24 protein-coding genes and 1 riboswitch are annotated in these 25,737 nt (G+C 55.3%); of the genes, 17 read left to right on the plus strand and 7 right to left on the minus strand.

Annotation, left to right across the window (positions count from 1 at the left end):
• The first annotated feature begins 24 nt into the window (after positions 1 to 24).
• Complete coding sequence (rpe, locus tag IT893_RS18350; protein WP_197146223.1) at positions 25 to 690, plus strand: ribulose-phosphate 3-epimerase; 666 nt, start codon at positions 25 to 27, stop codon at positions 688 to 690.
• A gap of 85 nt (positions 691 to 775) precedes the next feature.
• On the opposite strand, the gene IT893_RS18355 is transcribed toward rpe, so the two are convergent.
• Positions 776 to 1,039, minus strand: coding sequence for a DUF1674 domain-containing protein (locus IT893_RS18355; protein ID WP_197146224.1), 264 nt, complete (start codon positions 1,037 to 1,039; stop codon positions 776 to 778).
• 6 nt (positions 1,040 to 1,045) lie between these two features.
• Positions 1,046 to 1,807 carry a bifunctional 2-polyprenyl-6-hydroxyphenol methylase/3-demethylubiquinol 3-O-methyltransferase UbiG gene (locus IT893_RS18360; protein ID WP_197146225.1) on the minus strand — a complete coding sequence of 254 codons (762 nt, stop codon included), beginning with the start codon at positions 1,805 to 1,807 and terminating at the stop codon, positions 1,046 to 1,048.
• Positions 1,808 to 2,030: 223 nt separating this feature from the next.
• On the opposite strand from IT893_RS18360, the gene IT893_RS18365 reads away from it, so the two are divergent.
• The 5 genes from IT893_RS18365 (at position 2,031) to IT893_RS18385 (ending at position 7,528) form a co-directional block, all read left to right on the plus strand.
• Positions 2,031 to 4,394, plus strand: coding sequence for a Tex family protein (locus IT893_RS18365; RefSeq protein WP_197146226.1), 2,364 nt, complete (start codon positions 2,031 to 2,033; stop codon positions 4,392 to 4,394).
• A gap of 116 nt (positions 4,395 to 4,510) precedes the next feature.
• Positions 4,511 to 4,617: riboswitch (TPP riboswitch) on the plus strand.
• A 70-nt stretch (positions 4,618 to 4,687) separates the two neighbouring features.
• Entirely contained in the window at positions 4,688 to 5,497 is an 810-nt protein-coding gene (thiM, locus tag IT893_RS18370) for a hydroxyethylthiazole kinase (protein WP_197146227.1), read from the plus strand.
• Positions 5,494 to 6,141, plus strand: coding sequence for a thiamine phosphate synthase (gene thiE, locus IT893_RS18375; RefSeq protein ID WP_197146228.1), 648 nt, complete (start codon positions 5,494 to 5,496; stop codon positions 6,139 to 6,141). The genes thiM and thiE overlap by 4 nt, the downstream gene beginning before the upstream one ends.
• Positions 6,142 to 6,320: 179 nt before the next feature.
• On the plus strand, positions 6,321 to 6,626 hold the full coding sequence (locus IT893_RS18380; RefSeq protein ID WP_064780124.1) for a hypothetical protein: 306 nt from the start codon (positions 6,321 to 6,323) through the stop codon (positions 6,624 to 6,626).
• 296 nt (positions 6,627 to 6,922) lie between these two features.
• Positions 6,923 to 7,528 (plus strand): superoxide dismutase, encoded by a 606-nt coding sequence (locus IT893_RS18385; protein WP_008888603.1) that lies wholly within the window; start codon positions 6,923 to 6,925, stop codon positions 7,526 to 7,528.
• A 133-nt stretch (positions 7,529 to 7,661) separates the two neighbouring features.
• On the opposite strand, the gene IT893_RS18390 is transcribed toward IT893_RS18385, so the two are convergent.
• The 3 genes from IT893_RS18390 to IT893_RS18400 are packed head-to-tail and all read right to left on the minus strand — an operon-like array spanning position 7,662 to position 11,757.
• Positions 7,662 to 9,161: an aldehyde dehydrogenase family protein gene (locus tag IT893_RS18390; protein WP_197146229.1), complete on the minus strand. Its 1,500-nt coding sequence runs from the start codon at positions 9,159 to 9,161 to the stop codon at positions 7,662 to 7,664.
• 60 nt (positions 9,162 to 9,221) lie between these two features.
• Positions 9,222 to 10,538, minus strand: a complete 1,317-nt coding sequence (locus IT893_RS18395; RefSeq protein WP_197146230.1) for an aspartate aminotransferase family protein — start codon at positions 10,536 to 10,538, stop codon at positions 9,222 to 9,224.
• A gap of 31 nt (positions 10,539 to 10,569) precedes the next feature.
• Positions 10,570 to 11,757 (minus strand): FAD-binding oxidoreductase, encoded by a 1,188-nt coding sequence (locus IT893_RS18400; RefSeq protein WP_197146231.1) that lies wholly within the window; start codon positions 11,755 to 11,757, stop codon positions 10,570 to 10,572.
• Positions 11,758 to 12,036: 279 nt separating this feature from the next.
• Here IT893_RS18400 and gcvA point away from each other — a divergent pair, with 279 nt between their 5' ends.
• Positions 12,037 to 12,969: a transcriptional regulator GcvA gene (gene gcvA, locus IT893_RS18405; RefSeq protein WP_120223983.1), complete on the plus strand. Its 933-nt coding sequence runs from the start codon at positions 12,037 to 12,039 to the stop codon at positions 12,967 to 12,969.
• A 32-nt stretch (positions 12,970 to 13,001) separates the two neighbouring features.
• Here the strand turns inward: gcvA and IT893_RS18410 are convergent, their stop codons facing one another.
• Together IT893_RS18410 and IT893_RS18415 are read right to left on the minus strand one after the other, a co-directional pair.
• The gene (locus tag IT893_RS18410) at positions 13,002 to 14,258 is read right to left on the minus strand and encodes an MFS transporter (RefSeq protein WP_197146232.1); all 1,257 of its coding nucleotides are present in this window, start codon (positions 14,256 to 14,258) and stop codon (positions 13,002 to 13,004) included.
• 75 nt (positions 14,259 to 14,333) lie between these two features.
• Positions 14,334 to 14,966, minus strand: coding sequence for a LysE family translocator (locus tag IT893_RS18415; RefSeq protein ID WP_197146233.1), 633 nt, complete (start codon positions 14,964 to 14,966; stop codon positions 14,334 to 14,336).
• Between the two features lie 159 nt (positions 14,967 to 15,125).
• On the opposite strand from IT893_RS18415, the gene iadA reads away from it, so the two are divergent.
• The 10 genes from iadA (at position 15,126) to IT893_RS18465 (ending at position 25,716) form a co-directional block, all read left to right on the plus strand.
• Positions 15,126 to 16,295: a beta-aspartyl-peptidase gene (gene iadA, locus IT893_RS18420; RefSeq protein WP_197146234.1), complete on the plus strand. Its 1,170-nt coding sequence runs from the start codon at positions 15,126 to 15,128 to the stop codon at positions 16,293 to 16,295.
• 202 nt (positions 16,296 to 16,497) lie between these two features.
• A complete protein-coding gene (locus IT893_RS18425; protein WP_008888617.1) occupies positions 16,498 to 16,731 on the plus strand; it encodes a hypothetical protein in 234 nt (77 codons plus the stop codon).
• Positions 16,728 to 17,315 (plus strand): RT0821/Lpp0805 family surface protein, encoded by a 588-nt coding sequence (locus tag IT893_RS18430; protein WP_197146235.1) that lies wholly within the window; start codon positions 16,728 to 16,730, stop codon positions 17,313 to 17,315. The genes IT893_RS18425 and IT893_RS18430 overlap by 4 nt, the downstream gene beginning before the upstream one ends.
• Before the next feature lie 234 nt (positions 17,316 to 17,549).
• The gene (locus IT893_RS18435; RefSeq protein ID WP_063086516.1) at positions 17,550 to 17,846 is read left to right on the plus strand and encodes an SCP2 sterol-binding domain-containing protein; all 297 of its coding nucleotides are present in this window, start codon (positions 17,550 to 17,552) and stop codon (positions 17,844 to 17,846) included.
• 33 nt (positions 17,847 to 17,879) lie between these two features.
• Positions 17,880 to 18,548: a DUF6134 family protein gene (locus tag IT893_RS18440; protein WP_197146236.1), complete on the plus strand. Its 669-nt coding sequence runs from the start codon at positions 17,880 to 17,882 to the stop codon at positions 18,546 to 18,548.
• A 54-nt stretch (positions 18,549 to 18,602) separates the two neighbouring features.
• The gene (locus IT893_RS18445; RefSeq protein WP_063086512.1) at positions 18,603 to 19,913 is read left to right on the plus strand and encodes an OmpP1/FadL family transporter; all 1,311 of its coding nucleotides are present in this window, start codon (positions 18,603 to 18,605) and stop codon (positions 19,911 to 19,913) included.
• A gap of 96 nt (positions 19,914 to 20,009) precedes the next feature.
• On the plus strand, positions 20,010 to 21,701 hold the full coding sequence (locus tag IT893_RS18450) for a long-chain fatty acid--CoA ligase (RefSeq protein WP_064780456.1): 1,692 nt from the start codon (positions 20,010 to 20,012) through the stop codon (positions 21,699 to 21,701).
• Positions 21,702 to 21,805: 104 nt separating this feature from the next.
• On the plus strand, positions 21,806 to 22,210 hold the full coding sequence (locus tag IT893_RS18455; protein ID WP_063086508.1) for a MerR family DNA-binding transcriptional regulator: 405 nt from the start codon (positions 21,806 to 21,808) through the stop codon (positions 22,208 to 22,210).
• A 45-nt stretch (positions 22,211 to 22,255) separates the two neighbouring features.
• Complete coding sequence (locus IT893_RS18460; protein ID WP_197146237.1) at positions 22,256 to 23,392, plus strand: thiolase family protein; 1,137 nt, start codon at positions 22,256 to 22,258, stop codon at positions 23,390 to 23,392.
• Positions 23,392 to 25,716, plus strand: a complete 2,325-nt coding sequence (locus IT893_RS18465) for a 3-hydroxyacyl-CoA dehydrogenase/enoyl-CoA hydratase family protein (RefSeq protein WP_197146238.1) — start codon at positions 23,392 to 23,394, stop codon at positions 25,714 to 25,716. The genes IT893_RS18460 and IT893_RS18465 overlap by 1 nt, the downstream gene beginning before the upstream one ends.
• Positions 25,717 to 25,737: the final 21 nt, after the last annotated feature.

Below are 25,737 nucleotides of genomic sequence, written 5' to 3' on the forward strand. Positions count from 1 at the left end.
ATATCGCTTCAGGACCTGTGACGCATGACCACGTCAAATATTAAAATCGCACCTTCGATCCTTTCGGCTGATTTCGCCCAGCTTGGCGTTGACGTCCGCGCTGTTGACGAAGCCGGTGCTGACTATATCCATATCGATGTGATGGATGGCCACTATGTACCGAACATCACAATTGGCCCGGACGTGGTCAAGGCTCTGCGCCCGCACAGCGACAAGGTCTTTGACGTGCATCTGATGATCGCGCCGGTCGATCCTTATATCGAGGCATTTGCCAATGCCGGTTCTGACATCATCACCATCCACGCCGAGGCCGGCCCGCACCTGCATCGCTCGCTTCAGTTGATCAAGTCACTGGGCAAGAAAGCCGGTGTCTCGCTCAACCCGTCGACCCCGGAAAGTGTCATTGAGTATGTCATGGACATGGTTGATCTGGTTCTGGTCATGACCGTGAACCCGGGCTTTGGTGGCCAGAAATTCATCCCGAGCCAGCTTGAGAAAATCAAACGCATCCGCAAGATGATTGATGCCACCGGCCGTGATATCGACCTTGAAGTCGATGGTGGCGTAAACCCGGAAATCGCCCCACAGGTAATCAAAGCCGGTGCGAACGTCCTGGTGGCTGGTTCCGCCACCTTCAAGGGTGGCCCGTCTGAATATGCCAACAACATCAAGGCCATCCGCAGCGCGTAACGCGCTGCCTTGCTGATCGCAAAAACAAAAAAGGCCGGGGCACAATGCTCCGGCCTTTTTCGTATCTGCTTTAAGCGCGCTCAGATCAGAAATCGATGCAGCGGCCCTTGTTTTCCCAATCGCCAAAACGGGTCGGCTCAGGGCCCTTGGGACCACCAATCTCGCGGGCCTTGGCGGCAGCTTCGTTGGCGGCCTTGGCTTCGGCAAGCGCATTGATCGCGTCCTGAGAAAGTTGTGGAGCGGCTTCTGCCCCCGCAATCTCGTCAGATGCCGTATTTGTTTCGGGCTGCGGCTCTGCCTTTTCCTTGGGAACTTCGTGGATGACGGTTTCGCGGAATTTTCCAGCCATCTTTCCTTATCCTGCAATGCTTCTGAGTTTGGAGTTTAGTGCAGCCAGTCTGTTCTGCACACCATACGGAAGCAATTTCACGATAGACTTCCGGAGCTTGAAGATCGGAGGTGCAATATCCGGAATTTTAGCATTCGCATCGACCTTGGTTGCCTTGATGGCTTCCGGCAATTTGTTAGCAACTGTCTGCTTCACATATAGAACGATGTTGTAGCGATACCAAAATGAAACATCGTGAAAGCCCTTCAATTTCGGGCGGATACAATCATATGCTTCATAGCCTTCGTCACGGAAGAACGAGCGCCACTCGTCATACTCCCGCTCGTTCATATGAAATTCCCCTCCCTGCCCAGGGGGAGCGGCCGAGAAAATCACAACATCGGAGTGGCGGGTCAGGGATTGCACGAATTGGCGAGAGCTCTCAGGGCTGAGATGCTCAGCAACCTCCAGACTGCACGCCACATCGAAACGGCGCCCAAGATCAACTGCTTCATCCAGATTGCGTGCAAAAAACGCCTCTTTGGAAATGTGAAGAGCCTCAGTATTGACGTAATCACCATCAACACCGACAACATCTTCAACACCATTTAGTAACCAGCATTTCAGCCAAACGCCCTCAGCACAGCCAAAATCGGCAACACTTTTACAAAACGGCAGAAGTTCTCTGAAAACCGGAACAACCTTTTGTGCTGATTTCCATGAGATCCCTGATGTATAGGCGAAGAAATCATCGTCATATACGTTTTTGTAGTTCTCGGTGCCCGACATTAACTGTTCACCTTATTTTTGGCGTTAGTGCAAAGCACAGGAATAGCGCCCCGATGCAAAATCGGCAAGCTTCAAGCTGATCAGTACGACATGCGCAAACCCACATGATTTCAGGCCTTTGGAATCAAACAGTGGATGCGGACAAAAATTTGGGAAAAACAGACTCTTTCCCGGCGCGCCCAAAGCCGCTATTCCAAGCGTACGAGCAAAACAAGGAGAAACCATGCGTCCAATTCCCCAGCGTATCGCCGAAGAACTTTCGGTCCGTCCGGAACAGGTCATTGCCACCATCGAGATGCTTAATGAAGGCTCCACCGTTCCGTTCATCGCCCGTTACCGTAAAGAAAAAACCGGCGGGCTTGATGACACCCAACTTCGTACGCTGGAAGAACGCCTGCGCTATCTGACCGAGCTTGAAGAACGCCGCGCATCCGTGCTTGAGAGCATCCGCGAACAGGAAAAGCTGACGCCGGAACTTGAGGCCGCAATCAACGAGGCAGACACCAAGACTCGCCTTGAAGATCTTTACCTGCCTTACAAGAAAAAGCGCCGCACCAAGGCCCAGATTGCCCGCGAAGCTGGGTTGGAGCCGCTGGCCGATAGCCTGTTTAACGACCCGACGCTTGATCCGGAAACCGAAGCCGCCAAATTCGTTGATGCCGAAAAAGGCGTTGAGGACACCAAGGCTGCCCTTGATGGTGCGCGCCAGATCCTGATGGAACGCTTTGCCGAAGATGCCGACCTTGTCGCCAAGCTGCGTGACCACTTGTGGAATGAAGGTGAAATCACCGCATCGGTGATCGAGGGCAAACAGGCAGAAGGTGCCAAGTTCTCGGACTATTTCGAGCATTCCGAAAAAATCAAAACCTGCCCCTCACACCGTGCGCTGGCCCTTTTCCGGGGTCGCAACGAGGATATCCTTCAGCTTAAACTGACCCTTGGCAAAGAAGACGAAGACCGTCCGCGCAGCCAGCCGGGTCGGGCCGAGGTGATGATTGCCGCCCATGTCGGTATTGCCGACAAGGGACGGGCAGCGGATAAATGGCTGATGGATACCGTGCGCTGGACCTGGCGCGTCAAACTGTCTTTGTCGATTGAGCTTGATCTGTTTGGCACCCTTCGTGACTCCGCCGAGGAAGGTGCGATCAAGGTCTTTGCCGACAACCTGAAAGACCTGTTGCTGGCGGCCCCTGCGGGGCAAAAAGCGACCATGGGTCTTGATCCGGGTGTACGTACCGGGGTCAAGGTCGCGGTGGTTGATGCCACCGGAAAGCTGGTCGATACCGCAACGGTTTATCCCTTCCAGCCGCGCAATGACGTCGAAGGCGCGATCAACACCATGGCCGCGCTTGCGGCCCGCCATCAGATCGAACTGATCGCGATTGGCAACGGGACGTTTTCACGTGAAACCGACGAACTTGCCGGTCAGATGCTTAAACGCTTCCCGGCGCTTAAGGCGACCAAGGTGATCGTCAACGAAGCCGGTGCGTCTGTTTATTCCGCATCGCAGTTCGCAGCCGAAGAATTCCCCGATCTTGATGTGTCGCTCCGTGGGGCGGCATCAATTGCGCGCCGCCTGCAAGACCCGCTGGCAGAACTGGTGAAGATCGAACCGAAATCCATCGGTGTCGGACAGTACCAGCATGATGTATCGGAAACCAAACTGGCCCGGTCGCTTGATGCCGTGGTTGAGGATTGCGTGAACGGTGTTGGGGTTGACCTTAACACCGCCTCCATCCCGCTTTTGACCCGTGTGGCAGGCCTGACCGAGACGCTGGCGCGCAATATCGTTGGGTATCGCGACTCCAACGGGGCGTTCCAGTCCCGTGCGGATCTTAAAAAGGTCGAGCGTCTTGGACCAAAGGCGTTCGAGCAATGCGCGGGCTTCTTGCGTATTCGCGGTGCCAACAATCCTCTTGATGCATCGGCCGTGCACCCGGAAGCCTATCCGCTGGTCGAAAAAATCAGCGCCAAGGCCGCCAAGCCGTTGGCAGAACTGATCGGCGATTCGGCCTTTATCAAGACACTCCGCCCCGAAGATTTCGCCGATGACACATTTGGTGTCCCGACCATCCGCGACATCATCGCCGAGCTCGATAAGCCCGGCCGTGACCCGCGCCCGGAATTCAAGACCGCCAAATTCACCGAAGGTGTGAATGAGATCAAGGATCTGCGCACCGGCATGAAGCTTGAAGGCACGGTCACCAACGTCACCAACTTTGGGGCGTTCGTTGATATCGGCGTGCATCAGGATGGCCTGGTTCATATTTCCCAGCTTGCTGACAAGTTCGTCGAAGATCCCCGTCAGGTGGTCAAGGCCGGTCAAATCGTTTCCGTTACCGTGATGGAAGTCGACGCACCGCGCAAACGTATCGGCCTTTCGATGAAATCCGCACCGGATTACGAAGCCACGCGTGAAAAGCGTGCCGAAAATCACGGCGATGCACCGCGCGGCAACCGTCCGCAGCATTCATCAGGCCCGCGCCATCAGGGCGGCCAAGGTCGTGGCAATGCCGGTGGTAACGCTGGCGGCGATGGCGGTGCGATGGCTGCCGCACTCAAGGCCGCGATGGAACGTCGCAAGTAACCTATCGCAAAAAGGCTTCGAAACGGCGGGATGGCATATACCATTCCGCCGTTTTTCTTTTGCCCAATCATGCCGATCGGATGAATTGACAGAAGACAGTTTAAAACCCATGTTGAGCACTCACCAAGGGGAGCCCCGACAAGGGGGCTGAGAAACTGCCGCGCAGTGACCCTTTGAACCTGATCCAGTTCATACTGGCGTAGGGACGGTGCGAACGCGGATTACGACGTTCTCCATCATTCCGACTTCGAACTGGGTCTCCATACGCAAAGTTTCTGCATTGGAGCCTCGACATGACGACCGAAATTTCCCGGACCGCGACTGATCTTTTTGAACGCATGCGTGCGACCAATCCGTTGGTCCAGTGCATCACCAACTATGTTGCGATGAACTATGCCGCCAATGTTTTACTGGCCGCTGGCGCCTCACCAGCGATGGTTCACACACCAGAAGAATCCGGTGAATTTGCCGCGATTGCCGGTGCGCTGACGGTCAATATCGGCACCCTTTCGCCCAACTGGGTCGAAGGCATGATTGCCGCGGCCAAGTCGGCCAATGCTGCGGGCAAACCTTGGGTGCTTGATCCAGTGGCGCATTTTGCCACCGGGTATCGCCGCGATGCCGTGGCAGCGCTTTTGAAATTCAAACCCACCGTCATTCGCGGCAACGCATCGGAAATCATTGCGCTTGGTGGCGGTCAAAGTGCCGGTCAGGGTGTTGATAGCGGCGATCCGGTCGAACAGGCCGAAGAGGCCGCACGCGGCCTTGCCATCGCACAAGGTGCCATTGTTGCCGTTACAGGCGAGGTTGATTTTGTCACCGATGGCAAACGATCCGTGCGCATTGCCGGTGGATCGGACCTGATGCCGAAAGTCACCGCCACAGGCTGTTCGCTGACGGCGCTTGTTGGCGGCTATCTTGCGGTTGCACCGGATCAGGCGTTTGAAGCCACCGTTGCCGCCCTTGGCAATTTTGCCGTGGCGGGCGAAATCGCCGCCAATACGGCAAACGGCCCGGCATCCTTCATGACAGCCTTTATCGATGGCCTGCATCGCCTTGATGCCACGACTTATGCCAAGAACCTTCGGATCAATGTTCTATGAAGTCGTTTGATCTGTCGCTTTATCTCGTGCTTGATCCCGATCTGTGTCGCGACCATTCGATGGTGGAAACCACGATGGCCGCGATTGCAGGCGGTGCCACCCTCATTCAGCTGCGCGATAAAAAGGCCGGGACCGAGGGCCTCATTCGCGTTGGTCGGGAATTGATGAAGGCGATGGAAGGCACAAACGTGCCACTGATCGTGAATGACGACATTGATGCCGCCATTGCCATTGGCGCACATGGCCTGCATGTCGGTCAGGATGATCTGCCTTCGCAGATTGCCCGCGACCGCCTTGGCCCGGACAAGATCATCGGCCTGTCGATTGAAAGCGAAGATGTCGCGCAAAAGGTGGACCGCACGATTGTCGATTATGTCGGCATCGGCCCGATATTTGCCACCGCGACCAAGCCCGACCATAAACCGGCAATCGGATTTGACGGGCTTGAAAAGCTGGTGCGGATGGTCGGATTGCCATCGGTTGCGATTGGCGGGCTTAAGGGTGAACACGCCTTGCCGGCACTTGAAAGCGGTGCGAACGGTATTGCCGTTGTCTCGGCGATTTGTGGTCAGCCCGATCCAAAACAGGCCACCGCATATATCGCCCAAAAACTCAAATCAGCGCGGGCTTATCTGTCGCAGTAACCTTGGGCTTTCGCGGTTCCGATCTGCAATGATCAGGGCTGTTATAGGGCGCAAAACGCATGGCTGTTGCGCCCAAACAACAATGACCGGCACGGAAATGCCCCATTTGCGCCGTTAATTTTTCGGCTTCGTAGCGCAAGTTATCAGACATCAACCAAGAACAACCGCGCGAGGAAGCCATGCTGAGATCTCTGCGTAGTAAGCCGGTTGCCATTGCCCTGATTGGGCTTATGACGATCACGACAGCCGGGCTGGCTGCAATCAAGGTCGCACCCAAACCGACCACCGACAGCGTTACTATCCATTCCGAAATGGTTCGCGGTGAAGTGACGCTGCGCCACCCGGATGGCACCATCGCCATCAGGCGTGATTGCGTCCGGTTCCCGTGCAAGATTGACATCTCGTCGCTTAAACGCGGGGACTACGATGTCACACTGACAAATGGCGACGAAAGCCAGAAGATGGTAGGACTCTACAAAGAGTAGGCATCCCGCCTGCCCCACGACCCAAACCGTTCAAATTTTTCCGGAAAATCCGGGAACGTTTTGATGGCCTGAATGTTCATCATATATCGAACCATTCAAAGGTAATGTGGCGATGCGTTGCATAAACGCTCGTGCGTGCTAGATAAAGTAGCACGGGTAACGACCCGGATGCGCCAGTCGGCCCGGCAACAAAGGTTTCCAAGATGTTGCACGGGATTTTCACTTTTATCGACGGCGCAAAAAGGGATATGTTGCGTTACCGCACAGATTAATAATGAAAGTCGAGGAACTGTATCATGGCATTTGAACTCCCAGCACTTCCGTATGCATATGACGCGCTTGCGCCGGTCATGTCCGCTGAAACCCTTGAGTTTCACCATGACAAACATCACAACGCCTATGTTGTGAACGGCAACAAGCTGCTCGAAGGTTCGGGCCTTGAAGGCAAGTCGCTTGAAGAAGTTGTTGTTGCATCTTACGGCGACGCTTCCAAAGCAGGCCTGTTCAACAACGCTGCTCAGCACTGGAACCACATTGAGTTCTGGCAGATGATGAAGGGCAATGGCGGCGGCGCCATCCCGGGTGAACTCGAAAAGAAAATCGTTGAAGATTTCGGCTCTGTCGATGCCTTCAAAGAAGCCTTCATTCAGGCTGGCGTAACCCAGTTCGGTTCTGGCTGGTGCTGGCTTGCGATGGACAAGTCCGGTAAACTGGTTGTCACCAAGACCCCGAACGCGGAAAACCCGCTTGTTCACGGTCAGACCCCGCTGCTCGGTTGTGATGTTTGGGAACACTCCTACTACATCGATTACCGCAACGCGCGTCCGGACTATGTCAAAGCCTTCCTCGACAGCCTGGTTAACTGGGAATATGTTGCAGAGCGTTTCTCCAAAGCTGGCTAATCAGCCGACGCTTTGAGACTTAATTACAAAAGCGGCTCCTTCGGGGGCCGCTTTTTTGTGCGCGCAACACAAACAAAGAAAAACCCCGCCAGCGAGCCGGCGGGGTTTGGATCGAAACCGATCAGACGCGTGATCAGATGTCGAATTTGATGCCCTGAGCGAGCGGCAGCTCGCGGGAATAGTTGATGGTGTTGGTTGCGCGGCGCATGTAGCCTTTCCATGCATCCGAACCGGATTCTCGACCGCCACCGGTTTCTTTTTCACCACCGAAGGCACCACCGATTTCCGCACCGGACGGACCGATATTGACGTTGGCAATACCGCAATCGGACCCAACCGAGGACAGGAACAGTTCGGTTTCGCGCAGATCGGTCGAGAAGATGCACGATGACAGACCCTGCGGGACGTCATTCTGAAGCGCGATGGCTTCTTCAAGGGTCTCGTAGGTCATGACGTACAGGATCGGTGCGAAGGTCTCGTGCTTCACGGTCTCGGTCTGGCCCGGCATTTCAACCACTGACGGGGTAACATAGAACGCATTCGGGTATTCCGGTTCCAGGGTACGTTCTCCGCCATGCACAGTGCCGCCGTCTTTCTTGGCATTGGCAAGGGCGGCCTGCATGTTGGTAAAGGCTTCTTCGTCGATCAGCGGACCAACCAGAACACCATCGGCCAGCGGATCGCCAATTTTCACAGACTTGTAAGCCGCAATGATTTTCGGCAGCAGCTGATCCTTGACGTCCTTGTGAACGATCAGGCGACGAAGCGACGTGCAACGCTGACCACAGGTGCCAACAGCGGAGAACACAACCGCACGCACGGTCATGTCCAGATCGGCCGACGGGGTGACGATCATGGCGTTGTTGCCGCCAAGCTCAAGAATGGTGCGGCCAAAGCGCTGCGCAACACGCGGGGCAACTTCGCGGCCCATGCGGGTAGAACCGGTGGCTGAAATCAGCGCGACGTCACGGCTGTCGGTCATGATTTCACCGATGGCGCGATCACCCACAACGACCTGATGCAGGTTGGCCGGTGCATCACCGAATTTGGCAATCGCCTTTTCGAGGATCTTCTGGCAGGCAAGGGCAGTGACCGGCGTTTTTTCCGACGGTTTCCAGATCACGGCATTGCCGCAAGCCAGTGCAAGCGCTGTGTTCCATGCCCACGGCGCAACCGGGAAGTTAAAGGCGGTGATCAGGCCAACAACACCCAGCGGATGCCAGTTTTCCATCATCTTGTGGCCTGGACGTTCGGACGCGATGGTCAGACCGTAAAGCTGGCGCGACAGACCGACTGCGAAGTCGCAGATGTCGATCATTTCCTGAACTTCGCCAAGACCTTCCTGATAGATCTTGCCGCATTCAAGCGACACCAGACGGCCCAGCGGTTCCTTGGCTGCGCGCAGTTCTTCACCCAGAAGACGGACCAGTTCGCCACGACGCGGACCGGGAACCTGACGCCATGCGCCAAATGCCTTTTTGGCGTTGCCGATAACATCGGTCATCTCGGCCGGGGTGGTTTCGGTGACACTTGCGAATTCCGAACCGTCAACCGGGGTCTGGACACTGAGGGTGCCATTGGCAATCTCTGCTTCGGACAGACCAAGTTCGGTCAGAATGGATTTGTAGCTCACAGTAAAACTCCCTTCGTTTTAAACTTTCCGGCGCGGATCACCGGCAAATTCGATCTCTGTTCAATCCCTGATATCCGCCACCTTGGGCAGCTGTTTGGCGATGATGGCAAAGGCCTCATCAACCTGATCAAACGGAATGGTCAAAGGTGCCAGCAGGCGCACCACATTGGCGTGCTCACCACTTGGCATTAACAATAGCCCGTCATCACGGGCCAGTTGCAACAAGCATTGCAGACGTTTGGGTGACGGCTTGCCGTCATCTGCAATCAATTCAAAGGCACGCATTGCCCCGATCCCGCGCATGTTGCCGATCACATGCCCGCCGGGCAGATCGCGCAGCCATGCGATATGGGTGGCGTATTTTTCACCAAGCTGTTTGGCACGGGCGGTCAGCTTGTCGGCCTCGAGCACCTCAAATACGCCGGTTGCCGCGGCACAGGCTACAGGATTGCCGGAATAGGTGCCGCCAAGCCCGCCCGGCGCCAGCGCATTCATGACATCCTCGGCACCGGTGATTGCGGCCAACGGAAAGCCCCCGCCAATGCCTTTGCCCATAACAAGGATATCGGGCGCAATACCGGCATGCTCAATGGCAAACATCTTACCGGTCCGGGCAAAGCCCGACTGGATTTCATCGGCAATCAGAACCAAGCCGTTTTCATCACACAGGCGACGCAGGGCGACAAGAAATTCCCCATCCGCGGCACGAAAACCGCCTTCGCCCTGAACAGGTTCAATCACCACCGCCCCGACCGACGCCGGATCGGCGGAAACAGCAAACAGCTTGGCGATGGCGGCCATCGCATCATCAACCGATACACCGGTTTCGGGGCAAGGATATGGCAGATGCCATACAGGCCCCGGCAATGGGCCGAGCCCGGTTTTATAGGGTTTGGTTTTGCCCGTCAGCGCAAGGGTTGCAAGCGTCCTGCCATGGAAACCACCGTCAAAGGCGATCACCCCGGTGCGGCCGGTAAAGGCGCGCGCAAGCTTCAGCGCGTTTTCCATCGCCTCGGCCCCGGAATTGGTCAGCATTGATTTCGCCGGACCTTCAATCGGGCAATTTGCTGCCAGCCACTCCGTTACCGCGACATAGGGCTCGTGGGGCAACGCATTATAACAGCTGTGGGTAAATCGTTCGCACTGGGCGGCGACGCGTTCCATCACCACCGGGTTGCGATGCCCGACATTCAAAACACCGATCCCGCCAATGAAATCGATATAGCGTTTGCCTTCGACGTCCCATGCCTCGGCATTGAGTGCGCGATCAAGATAGACCGGATGCACATTGCGCGCCCCGGCCGATACCGACGCAATTGCGCGCTCACGCATCTGCGTGCTGTCCTGGGCTGGTTTGGTGTTTTCGTCACGGGGCATGTGGGGCTGCTCCGACCTTTTTATTGATGATTTAAATGACGTTCAGTTCAAGCACCGGCGCATTATCGCGAATGCGCTCATAGCCAAACACCGACAGATCAAGGGTTTCATAGCCGTTTGTCGCGATCAGTTCGGCAATGCCACGACCGACCGCCGGGCTTTGTTGCAGGCCATGGCCCGAGAACCCGTTGGCAAAGATGAAGTTTTTAACATCCGTGTGACGGCCCAAAATCGCGTTCTGATCGAGCAGGTTATAGGAATAATGACCCGCCCAGGCATTGACGACCTTGATCGCCTCAAACCGTTCACACCGCTCATACAGGCCCGGCCAGATGATGTCGTCAAACAGGCTATGATCGACGTCGAAATCCCAGCATTCCGGGTCGCGATCCTTGGGCGGTGCGATACCGGTAATAAAGAACTCGCCTTCCGGACGGACATAAAGGCCGCTTGGATCAATCAGCATCGGGCAGGATGCGCTGATGTCTTCCGCGTCCCGGCAGTTGAATACAAAGATGCAGCGTTTGCGTGGCTCGACCGGAATTTCAAGGCCGGCCATCCGGGCGACCTTTGATCCGCCGGTGCCCGCCGCATTGACAAGCTGGCCACAGCCGAACCGACGACCGTCCTTTAGAACCACACCGGTGACCTGATCACCATTACGCAGGACCTCGACCACTTCGCCGTCAATGTAATCGGCACCACGACGGCGGGCCTGTTTGCGAAACGACTGCATCAGGCAATAGGCATCAAACCAGCCTTCGCCCGTGCGTCCCCAGCAACCAGCCGCCAGATCGGATGTATTCATCCATGGGTATTTCTGGGCCAAGTCATCGGGCTCCATCCAGATGATGTCGCCGCCAAATTCGGTTTGCGTCGCATGGTTCTGACGCAGGATATCGCGCCCCTGATCGGTGGCCAGAATGAGATAGCCCTTTTCATGCAGGGCAATGTCGACGTCGGGATCAAGGTCGCGGTTCAGATTACGCAGGAACTGAATGCCATAGGCCGACATTTCAATATTGATCGGGGTCGAGAATTGCTGGCGGATCGACGCCGCCGAAAGTGCGGTCGAGCAGAACTCGTAGGTCGAGTCTTTCTCGATCACCAGAACCCGGCCCTTGAAATCATCACGGCCCGTCAAATGCCATGCGATGGAACTGCCGATAACCGCACCACCGACGATGATCACATCATAATTTTCGTCAACAGAACCCATTCTTGCCTTCTACCCGATGCAAATTGTTACTTTCCGGCCATTGATGAACCGGCATTTTGCGGTGGTGCGCTGGAAACCGTTACCCGAATGAAGGGGGAGCCTTCCTTCCAAAACATTCCAAAGTAACAGCATTCCAGCGCGGTTGGCTTTCAGCCCAAACGCTTCTTGGGGTGGCGCGAGGGGGCTTTGAACCGTTTAAAACCGTACGCCTTGGCTGCAAAGCAAACAAACGATATATTCGCACCATATCATTCCGTTTTGTTATGAACTGGTTTTGCCATGCGTCGCGTCCTGCCATCCCTTACTGCCCTGCAATTCTTTGAAAGTTCGGCCCGTCATCTGTCTTTCACCCGCGCGGCAGAGGAACTGAATGTCACGCAAAGCGCAATCAGCCGTCAGATCCGTGCGCTTGAGGAATATCTCGGACGAGATCTTTTTCGCCGCGTGAAGAAACGCCTGAAACTGACCGCGGCCGGTGAAGCCTATGCCGCACAGGTCCGTGACCTTCTGGATCGGGCAGAGGCCGCCACACTTCAGGTCATGGCTTATTCCGATGCGGGCGGGATGCTTAATGTCGGGACGCTACCAACTTTTGGCGCGCGCTGGCTTGTGCCGCGCCTTGGTGATTTCAAGGCAACCTGGCCGGACATTCAGCTCAATCTCATTACCCAGACGCGGGAATTTAATTTCGACCGCGAAGGTATTGATATTGCCATTCACTTTGGTGAAGACAACCTGCCGGGCTGCGTGACGCACCGTTTGATGGGGGAAACCTTGATTGCAGTCTGTGCGCCCAAGCTGCTTAAGGAAAATGACGATCTGCCGATTGCCCGCGAACGCGTGCGCAACTGTACTTTGTTGCAGCATTCCACCCGCCCGCGTGCCTGGCAGGACTGGCTGGCGGCCACCGGCGTTGCCGTGGTCGATGAACTGGCTGGTCCCCGGTTTGAGCATTTCCACATGGTCATTCAGGCCGCTGTCGCAGGCCTTGGGCTGGCACTTCTGCCGGAATTTCTGGTACGTGAAGAGCTTGAAAACGGGCGTCTGGTCGCACCCTTTGATGTATCGATCCCCAACCAGCACGCCTATTACGTGGTTTATCCCAAGGAAAAGGAAAACAACTTTGCAGTCCGCGCATTTCGCGACTGGCTGATTGCGACCTGTCGCACCGAACAGGATGACCGTGCCATCCCGTCGGGCACCGCTGCCTGACCCTTACCGAATTTAGTTAAACGGTTGGCGACCTAGTCCGCGCCAATCTTTGCGGACGATCCTGCACGCATCGCTGCACAAAGTTGCACCGCCACAACAACAAACAGGAAGTAGAGTGCCACTTGCCAGTCGCCCAGAAGGTCATGCAAGGCCCCGAACAAAACTGGCCCAATGGCCGCAAACAGATAGCCCACCGATTGCGCCATGCCCGACAGTCGTGCCGACGTTTGCGGATCTGCTCCGCGCATGCCGACAAGGGTCAGGGCAATACTGATCATGCTGCCTTGTCCAAGCCCCATGCATACTGCCCAGACATACGGCAATTCGGTGGTGGCAAAGACGAAGCCCGGAATGGCGATGATCAACGGAATATGCAGCACCAGCATCGCCAGTTTCTTGTTGGCAATCCTCGAATAAATCAGCGGCGCACCAAAGGCGGCCGGAATGCCAAATACGTTAAACAGGGTCAGAAGGGTCGCGGCTTCGGCCTCGGAAATGCCGTGATCAATGAACACTTTGGCGACCCAGGCCGTGCCGGTATAGAACATCAGCGACTGACAACCAAAGAACAGCGCCAGCCACCAGGCTTCGACGTTTTTCCAAAGCGAAATGTGCGCAACCGGTGTCGGCGCCGCTCCGACATGGCGATAACGCAACATCGGCAGCCAGCAGACAAAGGCAATCGCGGCAAACACCGCCCAAACACCAAGCGACCAGCGCCAATCGCCGTCCGCCGCATTTCGGATCGGGATCGAAACAAATGCCGCAGTCGTCGCGCCACTGGACATGGTAAAGGTGTAAAGGGCAGTCACCAATGCCACATGGGTCGGAAAACTGCGCCGTACCAGTGATGGGGTCAAAACATTCAGAACCGCAATTGCCGCCCCCAAAATGATGGTCCCGACCACCATGATGTCATAGGCCCCGCTGGCGCGAAGCCCCTGCCCGATGGCGATGAACAGCAACATCGTCAGAAGGGTCGCTTCGAGACCGAATTTCTGCCCCAGACGCGGTGCAAACATTGAAAGCACGCCAAAGCTCAGCACTGGCAGCGTTGTCAACAAACCAAGCTGGGTCCCTGAAAGCGACAGATCTGTACCAATGATTTCCGCCAACGGCCCCAAACCGACAATGCTGCCGCGCATGTTCGCCGCCAAAAGCAAGATCGCCAGCAAAAATCCGATATGCGCCCCCAAATGATGGAAGCCACGCCCGGCATTAGATGCCGCATTCTTTCCCGGCGTTGTCTTCTCGGAAGGATTGGTGTGTGGGGCCGTCTTGTCAGTCATCTGGATGATCCATGTTGTGTCGCGATGGTGGCGCGGACAGAAATTTAGGTGAGCATAAATTCAAAAATCGGGCTTTCAGACCGCAACAACACCCCACAATACCCGGAGCGCAACCAGCACAAACAGGATGGCAATGATCCGCTCAATCCAGGCAGCGTGATCGCGCAACCATGGCAACACCGCCCCGTGCGACAATCCAACGGCGACAAGGCAATACCACGCCCCGTCGATTACAGCGGCGGTGAACGCCAGAAGGAACTTGCCGCCCCATTCAAACTCGGGCGAAACAAACTGGCTGAAAAGGGCCAGGAAAAACAGGGCGATCTTGGGATTGAGAAACGCAATCATGAACCCGTCGCGGGCGGCCTGCAGGATCGATCCTGATACCTTGCCTGCACTATCGACATCAAACTTCGCACCCGCCTTGGAACCGCGCCACGCCTTGATTGCAAGCCAGATCAGATAAAGCGCACCCAGGATACTGACCGCATTGTGAAAGACCGGTACCGTCTGAAACAGAATGCCAAGTCCGGTCATGGTGATCACAGCATAAAAGCCGATACCCAGTGCATGCGCCAAGGCGCAGGCAAATCCGGCCTGGCGGGAATGACCAACGGAATAGCGCAATACAACGGCCAGACTTGGACCCGGTGTCATTGCGCCAAGTACACAGATGGTTGCAACCGACAACCAGGCGGCGAAGCTCATAACGTTTCCTTTGGGTGACGCAGGTTTATTCCCGCTTGGTTTTATCGAAAGCTATCTGCTTGCCAGAACCGTTTCAACGGAAATGAACTGTCGCTATGATGCGCATCCGCGCCAACCCGCCACCTGAACACAGCATTTCGTAAAATACGGTTTTAAAACATGTTTCTGTTGCTCAAGAATGCCAACGTCTTCGCCCCGACGCCGCTTGGCATCAATGATATCCTGATCTGTGACGAGAAAATCGTCGCCATTGCCCCGGATCTGGTGGTTTCTGTTCCGGCCGAAATCAAGACCATCGACCTTGGCGGCAAGATGACCGTACCAGGCTTTATCGACGGACATGTCCATCTGATCGGGGGCGGTGGCGAAGGCGGATTTGCCACGCGTACGCCAGAAGTTGCGGTCGGCAAACTGATCGAAGCTGGCATTACATCCGTTTGTGGATTGTTGGGCACAGACGCCGCAACACGGCACATCGCATCGCTGTATGCCAAGACCAAGGCGCTTCGAACCGAAGGTATCTCTGCATGGTTCTTCACAGGTGGTTATCGCGTACCGTCACCAACCCTGACCGGCAACATCGGGGATGACGTGACGTTTCTGGATGCCTGTATCGGTTTGAAAACGGCGATTTCAGATCACCGCAGCAGCCAAAGCACGGTTGAGGAGCTGGCCCGCATCGCATCCCAATCGCGCATTGGCGGCATGACATCGGGCAAGGCCGGATCGGTTGTCGTGCATCTGGGCGATGGTGACGGGCACTTTGATCCCCTGATTGCTGTGATCGAGCAGACCGAAATCCCGATCGGCCAGTTCATCCCGACCCACGTCAACCGCAAGCGCGCCTTGCTTGATGCGGCCAAGCTCTGGGCAAAGCGTGGCGGCAATATCGATTTCACCACCGGGATTGATGCCGAACCCGATCCCAAGGAGGCCACCAAAACATCGACCAGCATTGCCGAATGCCTGGCCGATGGCGTTCCGCTAGACCGCATTTCAATGACATCGGATGGCAACGGGTCACTGCCGGATTTTGATACTGATGGCAATATGATCGGGCTTTCAGTGGCTGGCTTTGAGACCGTACCGCGCGAATTTGCCGATCTGGTCGAAGTTGAAAAGCTTGATATCCCGACCGCCTTGGCCCCGATTACGATCAATCCGGCACGCATGCTGGGCCTTGTGGCACGCAAAGGGCAGCTCAAAGTCGGTTATGATGCCGATATCCTGGTTTTCGATGATGCTTTAACCCCCGATAGCGTCATTGCCCGCGGAAAACCGGCCATGATTGGCAAGGAACGACTGCTCCGCGGCACTTTCGAAGATTAATCTGGTCTTTGGACCGGAATGCGGCAGGTAAAAAGGCACCAGAAACCAATAATTTGCGGATTTGGTGCCTTTTTATCGTCATATCTGCCCCAAAGAGCCCCCAATACAGCCAAACCTCGTGCCTATTTCCCCGGCAAGCTTTGCGATCAGACACAGGTCCACGAATGACCTGTGCCCAAAAACCTTGGAAAGGACACGAGAGATGCGACAGACAGCCATGATTTTGGCCGTTGCAAGCGCATTGGGGCTTTCGGCTTGTAGCGGATTGAATGACCGAGACCAAAAAATGCTGAGTGGCGGCGCGATTGGTGCCGGTGTGGGTGCTGTTGGCACCGTGATCACCGGTGGCTGTGTTACCTGTGGCGCGGTAATTGGCGGCGCGGTGGGTACCGGTGCGGGCTATATCATGCACGAGAATGAGAAGGCCCGGAAATGATGAAACGGATCATTCTTCTGGTCGCTGCATTTGGCCTAACCCTGCCTTTCGCGGCACCTGCGCCGGTTAAGGCCGACCCGCCGTCATGGGCACCTGCCCATGGCTATCGTGCCAAGCAGCACAAAGGGCACAAACGCAATTATAGCCGCCACGGTAACGAGCTTTTTGTCTCCGACGGTGGTTTCCTGCGCTGTAACCGTGATGTGGTTGGCGCCATCATTGGTGGTGGCACAGGCGCGGTTCTTGGTTCAACCATCGGCAAGGGAAGAGGCCGGGATGCGGCCATGATTGGTGGTGCCATTCTTGGCATGCTCAGTGGCTACTCGATTGGCCAGAGCCTTGATCAGGGTGATCTGGCTTGTACCGGCTATGCCTTGCAGCGCGCCCCTGATGGGCAGGCCGTCCGGTGGCAGAACCCCGATTCGGGCCGCAGCTATAATGTTGTTCCGACCAACAGTTGGCAGAACGCCGACGGACGCTATTGCCGCGAATATAGCGCAACAGCCCGTATTGGTGGAGAACTGCGGAAAACATACGGTACGGCATGCCGCCAGGCTGATGGTTCCTGGCAGATCGTGTCCTGAGAACCAAAACGCGCCAAGCATATTTCAATCTGGGGCCATGCCCCGCAAAAGGCCCGGCACTGCCGGGCTTTTTTTGTGCGTTATCTGATACGCAGCGCATCTTAAATTATTTCAATTCAATGTCTTATAGGTGGCTATACTCTCGCATCCGTTATTTGTTTTACGTTAACGTCACTTTGGGTTACAGTCCTGTCATAATCAAAACAAAATACCTGCTGACTGAGGGAGGCCTTCGTGGATGACATCCTCGAAACCGTAAAAGAAAAACTGCCGCAACTGCGCGGTCTGAATGCTGTCGTCGCCTTCGACTGTGGCGATGATGGACACATCGTGATTGATGCTACCGGCGATGAGCCGGAAATCAGTGATGATGATCTGTCCGATGCCGATTGCATTCTCAAGATCAAGAAAGCCAACCTCGAAAAGCTGATCGCCGGAAAGCTTGACCCGATGCTTGCCTTTACCATGGGCAAACTGAAGATCAAGGGCTCAATGGGTGTGGCAGCAAAGCTGTCATCAATGCTCGACTAGCTTTGTTGGTATGGTCTGTTTGACGAGGGAAACATGCGTAATCGCATCGCAAAAGGCAGCATATCGGCCCTGATTGCCGGCTTTACGATTCAATATGCCACCGCGTCGCTGGCATCCGGATCGGAAATGCTCAATTTTCGCGTCCTCAAGGACGGGGAGCCGATCGGTTATGAAACCGTCGAAATTACACCAACAGCAACCGGTCAAACCGTCACGGTCAAAACCCTGACCGATGTGCGGGTTTTGTTTTTGAAGTTCCATTACGACCATCAGCGCACCGAACAATGGCAGGACGGAAAGCTGGTCTCGGTCGAAACCACCACCAATGATGACGGCACACACTACACCTGGCAGGCCAGCTATGACGAAGATTGTTATGCGCTGGCGGGCAAAGGTGTCGGGAAACGCGACGCCTGTGATGCGGCCTGGCCGCTGACCCTGTGGCATGAGGATGTCACGGGTAAAACCGATCTCTTTAGCGTCATCAATGCCGAACCCTACACTGTGCACACGCAATGGGTTGGCGAAGAAAGCGTCATGGTCGAAAGCCGGGAAACGCCGGCAGTCCATTACGAAATGTCTGGCGATGTCGAACGGCACCTCTGGTACGGCACCGACGGAAAACTGCTTAAAACGAGTTTTAAAAGGAAGGGTTACGACATCGATTTTATCAGGGTCGATGCGATAAACCCTCAGCAATAAAAGCGGGCGTTTTAAATCAAAGATTTGAAACGTTTAAAGATTAGGGAGAAACAGATGTCCTACTTCAAGAAGAGCTGCCTTTGGGGTGCAGCTTCGGGTACTGCACTTCTATGCGCACTCGCTAGTGTTGGCACCGCGCAAGCGTCCGGTTTTCAAGTCCGTGAAACCAGCGGCACCCTTCAGGGTTCAAGCTTTGCCGGCATGACCACACTGTCAACCGACGCATCGACGATGTCCTACAACCCAGGCACAGTTGGGCAGTACAAAGAAACCAGCTATAGCGCAGGTATTACGGTCATTCGCCCGGTGGCGAAAGCGACCAACACCGTTGCAACCAATGGCGCACGAACGGTGATCGCACAAACCGGCGGTGGCTACAAGGATATGGCACAGGATGCTGCGGTACCAAACGCACATGCTGTCTGGAAGCTAAACGATCAGATCAATCTCGGTGTTTCGATTACGGCACCTTGGGGTCTCGTGACCGACAACGATTCAGATTTCGCCGGACGCTTTTTTGGTACGACATCAAAAATCAAGACAGTAAATATCAAACCAGTTGTTGCCTATCGTTTCGACAATGGGCTGAGCATTGGTGCGGGACCGCAGGTTCAAAGATTCGAGGCCGCCCTTAGTAAAGCCGTTCCGTCGCTTGGTGGCGCCGTTGCAGAGGGTAACTCTACGATTGAAGGCGACGACATCGGCTACGGCTGGACAGCCGGGATGAACTGGGAAGTCACGAAAACCACCCGTGTTGGTCTTTCTTATATCTCCGAGGTTGAACATAAACTCAAAGGCGATATCACCTTCGACAATGCCGCAAAAAACTTGGCCACGCCCTACACGGACCGAGATGCAAATGCCAAGATCACCACGCCGGAGTCTATTGCTTTCGGTATTTCTCACGACCTGTCTGATAAGTGGACTGTCATGGGTGACGTGCAATGGACCAACTGGAACTCAGTTGGCGATCTAGTCTTTAACTACAGCGGCCTGATTAACTCCGCCTCGACTGCCACTGGTAGTACAACTGAAAATTATCAGTGGGGAACGTCGTGGTTTGGTGCCCTCGGTGCACGTTACCAGTATGACGAAAAATGGTCGTTTACCGGTGGCGTGGCCTATGATGAGACCCCGATCCAAACCCGTAACCGCAATGTGCGCTTGCCGGATTCAGATCGATACTGGGTCTCATTTGGCGCAACATACAAGGCTGCTGATTGGGCTGATGTGACACTGGGTTATACTCATATCTTTGCTGATGAAGCACGCGTAGATCACGCGTCTTCGCTCGTTGGTAATTATGCTGCCGACTACGAAGCCAAAGTCGACATCATCGCGTTGCAGGCGAATTTCAAGTTCTGATTTGCTATACTGTCCGATGCGAGGTGCTATGGCGCACCGCATCGGGCTCCCTTTTTTTGCCCGCAAAGTGACGTTAACGTAATGGAGTTAACGCAAGTGAACAAAGTAAACGTCCAAGAATCCCCGATCCTGCGCGATGGCGTTGATATCAGCTCGCCGGTAAGAACCTGCCCGGTCCATGAGATTTTCGACAAAGCGGCGGCACGGTTTCCGTTGCGCCCGTGTCTGGATTTCCTCGGTAGGGTCTATGATTACAAGACAATTTCCGAGCAAATCGACCGTGCTGCCGAAGGCTTCAAACAGCTTGGCGTGCGCAAGGGTGACAAGGTCGGGCTGTGCCTGCCCAATACGCCCTATTACGTGGTTTGCTATTACGCGATCCTGAAATGTGGCGGTGTGGTTGTGAATTTCAATCCGCTCTATGCCAAGCGCGAGATCGCCTATCAGATCGAAGATTCAGGCTGTCGCCTGATGGTGACGCTGAACCTCAAACAGATCTATCCAAAGGTCGCGGCATGCCTTGATGAAACCTGCCTCAAGCGGATCGTGGTCTGCGAAATGAGCGGCATCTTGCCGCCGGTTAAAAGCGTTCTGTTTTCGCTGTTCAAGCGCAGCGAACTGGCCGATGTGCCAACAGATCTGCGTCACATCCCCTATTCCCGCGTCATCGGATGCAAACCGATTGATCGCGTGCTGGATATCGACGTGAACGATCTGGCGGTTCTGCAATATACCGGCGGCACGACCGGGCGCCCGAAGGGTGCGATGCTGACCCATGCCAATCTGAGTGCAAACGTTGATCAGCTAACCCGCTGGATGCCAGACGCCAAACCGGGCCACGAAGTGACCCTGTGCGTTTTGCCATTCTTCCATGTTTTTGCGATGACCGTGGCGCTCAACACATCGGTCAACCTTGGTGCGGAAATGGTGTTGCAGCCCCGCTTTGAGTTAGGTTCCCTGATCAAGGCGCTGGACAAGAAAAAGGCCACCATCTTCCCGGGTGTTCCGACGATCTATACGGCGATCAACAATTCGCCGGAAACACTCAAATACGACCTGTCACACATCCGTTGCTGCATTTCGGGCGGTGCGCCGCTGCCGGTTGAAGTCAAACACCGGTTCGAAGAGATTACCGGCTCCAAGGTGGTTGAGGGATATGGCCTGTCAGAGGCCAGCCCGGTCTGTACTTGCAACCCGCTTAAGGGTGAGAACAAGGAAGGCTCGATCGGGCGGCCGTTGCCCGGAACCAAGATCGAAATCAGGTCTCTTGATCGGCCGGATACGGTCGTAGCGCTTGGCGAAAAGGGTGAGGTCTGTATTCGTGGCCCGCAAGTCATGCCTTGCTACTGGCAAAACGAAACGGCCACCAACGAGACATTTGTCGATGGTTGGTTGCGGACCGGTGATGTCGGTTATCAGGATGAGGATGGCTACACCTTCCTGGTTGATCGTCTTAAGGATGTCATCCTGTGCAGTGGTTACAACGTTTATCCGCGTGCCATCGAAGAGGCACTTTATCTGCATGACAAGGTTGCCGAGGTCACCTGCATCGGGATCCCCGATCAATATCGTGGTCAGGCGCCAAAGGCGTTTGTTCGCCTGAAAGACGGTGTCACCGATGTGACCGCCGAAGATCTGCGGGCATTTCTGGATGACAAGATTTCAAGAATCGAAATGCCGCGCGAAATCGAAATTCGCGAAGAACTTCCCAAAACCATGGTCGGCAAGCTGTCGAAAAAGGAGCTGGTCGAAGAAGAACGACAAAAGAGAGAAGGAAATACGGTTTAGTTACAATGCGTTGGCGTCACCATACACACACTGAAAAAACTTAAGTGACGTTAACGTAAACTAATTGACGTATACTGAAAAATAGATACCATAAGGGGCGAACAATGACAAAAATTGACGAACGGTTTTATACCGTTCCCGAACTGGCCGACGATCTTGGCATCACGCCGCGCACCATCCGGTTTTACGAGCAAAAGGGGCTTTTGAACCCGCAGCGTGCCGGCACCACCCGGGTCTATACCCGACAAGATCGCGCCAAACTGCTCCTCATTTTACGGGGCAAGCGACTGGGCTTCAGCTTAAGAGAGATCGCGGACTACCTTGATCTTTACGGCGCAGACCCAACCCAGGCAGAGCAGATCAAAATGCTGCTGGAACGCGTTCGGGAACGGATTACTGACCTGGAAGAACAGCGTCAGGCACTGGACGTCACTTTGGATGAACTGCGTGATATCGAACAGCAATCGGTTGATGCACTTAAAGAAAAGGGACTCGATCCGGTATCGTAACAAGTTGCCCGGATCAGAGGACAGCTCAGGAAGGAAGACATAGCCATGACCAACGCCGTAATTGCCGGATATGTCCGGTCGCCCTTTACCCCGGCCCGCAAAGGGGCTCTCGCAAAGGTCCGCGCTGACGACCTTGCGGCACAGGTCGTCAAAGGTCTGGTCGAAAAGACCGGCATTGATCCCAACGCGATCGAGGACCTGATCCTTGGTTGTGCCTTCCCGGAAGGCGAACAGGGCTTGAACGTTGCCCGCCTGATCACCTTTATCGCCGGTCTGCCGCGTTCTGTTGGTGGCGTGACGGTCAACCGTTTCTGCGGTTCTTCGATGCAGTCGATCCATCAGGCGGCTGGTGCAATTGCGATCGGGGCTGGTGATGTCTTTATCTGTGCCGGCGTCGAAAGCATGACCCGGGTTCCGATGATGGGCTTTAACCCCCTGCCCAACCCAGAACTTTATAAAGTCATGCCCGAAGCCTATATGGGCATGGGCGATACGGCCGAAAATGTTGCTGCCAAATACAGCCTGACCCGTGCCGATCAGGAAGCCTTTGCAGTTGAAAGCCACAAACGCGCCGCAAGCGCACAAGCCGCTGGCAAGTTCACCGATGAAATCATTCCGATCCAGACCAAGGATGGTGTTGTTTCCGAAGATGGCTGCATCCGCGCAGAAACAACTGCCGAAGGCCTGGCCGACCTCAAACCCGCCTTCAAGGCAGACGGTGTTGTTACTGCGGGGACCTCTTCCCCGCTGACCGATGGTGCGTCGGCTGTTCTGGTCTGTTCCGAAGACTATGCCGCCAAAAACGGCCTGACACCGATTGCACGTATCAAGTCGGTTGCAGTTGATGGCTGTCTCCCGGAAATCATGGGCATTGGCCCGATTGGCGCTTCGAAAAAGGCGCTTTCGCGGGCAGGCCTGACCTCGGCCGATATTGATGTCACCGAACTTAACGAGGCCTTCTCGTCCCAGGCCATGGCAAGCATTTCCGATCTGGGTCTGGATGGTACCAAGGTCAATATCGATGGTGGCGCGTTGGCGATTGGTCACCCGCTTGGCGCGACAGGTGCGCGTATCGTTGGCAAGGCCGCAAGCATCCTCAAACGTGATGGCGGCAAATATGCGCTAGCATCCCAGTGCATTGGCGGGGGTCAGGGGATCGCGACCATTCTGGAGGCGATGTAATGACCACCATTAAACAGGTCGCCGTTATTGGCGCCGGTGTTATGGGGGCTGCGATCGCGGCCCATATCGCCAACTCCGGGACACCCGTCCTGCTGCTTGATATTGTGCCCGAAGGTGCGAAAAACCGTAATTCGGTTGCCGAGGGTGCGGTTGCCAAGATGCTGAAAACCGACCCGGCACCGTTCATGTCCAAACGGGTCGCCAAGTTGATCACGTGTGGCAATATCGAGGATGACCTTGATAAAATCGCCAAATGTGACTGGGTGATCGAGGCCGTTATTGAACGCCTTGATATCAAGCAGGATCTGTATCGCAAGATTGATGCGGTCCGTGCCAAGGGATCGGTGGTGTCATCAAACACATCGACCATTCCGCTCGCCACCCTGATTGACGGGATGGACGAAAGCTTCGCACAGGACTTCATCATTACCCACTTCTTCAACCCGCCACGCTATATGCGCCTGCTGGAGCTGGTTGGATCGGGTGTTACCCGCGATGGTGTGATTGATGGGGTTGCCGATTTTGCTGATCGCAAACTGGGCAAGACCTGTGTCACCTGTCATGACGAACCGGGCTTTATCGCCAACCGTCTGGGTGTCTACTGGATTCAGGCCGCCATGGTTGAGGCCATGGACCGCAAACTGACTGTCGAAGAAGCCGACAGCGTCATTGGCCGGCCGTTCGGTATTCCCAAAACGGGGGTATTTGGCCTGATGGATCTGGTGGGTCTTGATCTGATGCCCCATGTGCAATCAAGCATGGCTGGTCTTCTGGACAAATCCGATCCGTTCCACGCGATCTACCGCGAAAGCGATCTGGTCAGCAAACTGATTGCCGATGGCTATACCGGACGCAAGGGCAAGGGTGGTTTCTATCGCCTGAACCGTGATGGCGGCCAGAAAGTTAAGGAATCGGTGGATCTGCAAACTGGTAAATTTGCCAAATCCGAAAAGGCCCGTTTGGGCAGTGTCCGGGCCGCAGGCAAAGATCCGCGCAAGATGATGGAAGCGTCTGACAAGGGTGGCCAATATGGCCGCGCTGTCATGGGCAAGACACTGGCCTATGCGGCCTTTATTGCCGAGGCGGCTTCGAATTCCATTGTCGATGTCGATGATGCGATGAAGCTGGGTTATGCTTGGAAAACCGGGCCGTTTGAGCTGATTGATGCCATTGGCGTCGATGTCCTGATTTCGATGCTCGAAGAAGACGGCGTTGAAGTCCCGGCATTGCTGAAAAAGGCCGCAGGCAAGTCGTTCTACAAGGTCGAAGACGGTGATCTTTATTACCTTGGCTTTGATGGCGAATATGCCAAGGTCACCCGCCCGGATGGCGTCATCCTGCTTGAAGATATCAAACGCATATCCGAACGGATTGCCGGCAACCGCGCCGCATCGCTTTGGGATATCGGTGATGGCGTTGCCTGCCTTGAATTCCATACCAAGATGAATGCGCTTGATGCCGATGTGCTTGGTGCGATCAAGACATCCATCCGGACTGTCAAAAAGCAGTTCAAGGCGATGGTCATCTATAACGAAGCAAGCAACTTCTCAGCCGGGGCAAACCTTGGACTGGCGCTGTTTGCCGCCAATATCGCGGCATGGTCCGAGATCGAAAACCTCGTTGAAACCGGTCAGGAAACCTACAAGGCGCTTAAATACTCGCCGTTCCCGGTCGTCGGTGCCCCAAGTGGCCTTGCCCTTGGTGGCGGCTGTGAAGTTCTGCTGCATTGTGATGCGGTTCAGGCGCACGGGGAAACCTATATCGGGCTGGTTGAACCCGGTGTGGGTCTGATTCCGGCCTGGGGCGGATGTAAGGAAATGATCCGTCGCTGGGCGGAAAATCCGAAGTTTGTCAAAGGCCCGATGGCCCCAAGTGCCAAGGCGTTTGAGATCATCTCGGTCGCGACCGTCGCCAAATCGGCGATGGAGGCCAAGGAAAACCTGTTCTTCCGCGAAACTGACGGCATCACCATGAACCGCAACCGTTTGCTGGCCGATGCCAAGGAACGCGCGCTTTCGATGGTCGATGGTTACGAAGCACCCGAAGAATTTACCTATCGACTGCCGGGCGAAGCGGCCCGGGTTGCCTTTGAAATGGCGGTCGATGGTTTCCATCGCCTTGGCAAGGCCACAGATTATGACCGCGTGGTCGCCGGTGAATTGGCAAAGGTTCTGGCCGGTGGCGATACCGACGTGACCGAGGAACTTTCCGAAGACGATATTCTTGAACTGGAACGCGAAGGCTTCATGCGTCTGGTCCGCAATGAAGGCACCATGGCCCGGGTTGAGCATATGCTGCTGACCGGCAAGCCGCTGCGCAACTGACCGGTCCGGGAGGAAAAGTAA

Origin of the sequence: Thalassospira sp. A40-3 (assembly GCF_015871485.1) — a bacterium.
Classification (GTDB): domain Bacteria; phylum Pseudomonadota; class Alphaproteobacteria; order Rhodospirillales; family Thalassospiraceae; genus Thalassospira; species Thalassospira tepidiphila.